2 protein-coding genes are annotated in these 1,357 nt (G+C 43.9%); one reads left to right on the forward strand and one right to left on the reverse strand.

The annotated features are described in order from the left end of the window. On the forward strand, window positions 1-243 hold a 243-nt coding region (locus GIB19_RS28055), incomplete at its 5' end, for a hypothetical protein (protein WP_274888848.1). A gap of 264 nt (window positions 244-507) precedes the next feature. On the opposite strand, the gene GIB19_RS28060 is transcribed toward GIB19_RS28055, so the two are convergent. Further along, window positions 508-1,357 (reverse strand): RHS repeat-associated core domain-containing protein (locus GIB19_RS28060; protein WP_274888849.1); only part of this gene is annotated, 850 nt, incomplete at its 5' end.

The following is a 1,357-nucleotide window of genomic DNA, read 5'->3' on the forward strand; positions in this document are numbered from 1 at the left end:
GTCTCAATAGTCACTTCAGAAACCTGTCCTAGCCGCTATTTTGGTTTTCAAAGATTTTATATTTGTTCTTTTGAAATGGTTGTTGGGGTAGGGATTATTAAATTTTCTAATGACAGTTGTGCGTCATTCAGGTCAAGCATTATTGCACCAGTTTTTTTTGGAAAGTTATTAGGGTTAGAAAAGAAAATATCAAGACTTTTTTTATGGCTAAAGCGATTGTCGATATTTTTGTCTGGTGGATGATTTTATTTTTGTGAATTATGCTTATATTTTTTTGGTCTTTCCGTAAGGTTATGAAGGGGGAGGCTTCAGTAGGTATGAATTCAAATTTTTTATTATTTTTAGATAACTCAATTACCCCGTCTATCAAGGAGGTTATGGAGATGTAAAGCATACATTTTCCTGACGCTATGCTCTTGTTGTCTAGGGTGAGGGATATTACTCCTTGATCTAATTCGTCCGCAAGGCAATTGTTGTCGATACGGCTTAAAGTGAAAACCATCATGATTACTCGCTCCGAACGGGAAAGACAGTTATAGTGCGATTATTATCGCTAGAGTCGAATACGCCGCGTACTCTGTCTCTTTTTCCGTTGACTTTCATTCTTTTCTCATAGGTTTGTATTCTTCGTTCGGGGGCGCTAATTTTAGTGCCTTGTTTAACTAGGCATTCAGAAGCAGTTTGGATTTGGTCTTGCGTTGTTCCAGAAGGGAACAAATCGCCCGCTCCGTTAAGAGCGTTGGTCCCGCTGATGTGCCTTTCATCAATATGTTGCCATCCTTCTTTTGAGTTGCCGGCGGGTATCCACGGTTTAGGTTGCTTCCTTCCAGCCAGCCCCATGGGGTCTGTCCATTGAACAGGATTGCTTGCGTAAAGATAAAAATTGTGACCGCCTTCGAAGCCAATTGGATCTTTCGTACCATAACGTCCTGTTATAGGATCGTAATATCTATGTCGGTTGTAGTGTAGCTTGGTTTCAACATCGAAATATTGCCCCTGAAAACGCAGTGGATTACCGATATTTGCCCACTTCGCCTTATCGCTCTGTGTCTCTTTAGCTAAGCCCCAAGTCTTATACGTCCCGCTCAAGGCGATTTCCCCACCTCCATCAGTTAGCTCCATAGGGGTGCCTAGCTGGTCACATTGATACCAAGCGAAGGCATCAATAGGTCTGCGTGTCGGCTTATGCAGCCATACCGGATCCCGATCAATATCGTAGTGGTCGCTATACGTCGGTTGCGGCAGCAGATCCAAGCTGGTGTTGATCACCGCCTGCGCCACTGGAATGAACGTCCCCGGCTCGAACACGTAGTGAGTGGTACTCCCACCCCGTTCCTCTCGATCACGACACTCTGTT

Origin of the sequence: Pseudomonas sp. ITEM 17296 (assembly GCF_028895205.1) — a bacterium.
Classification (GTDB): Bacteria; Pseudomonadota; Gammaproteobacteria; order Pseudomonadales; family Pseudomonadaceae; genus Aquipseudomonas; species Aquipseudomonas kermanshahensis.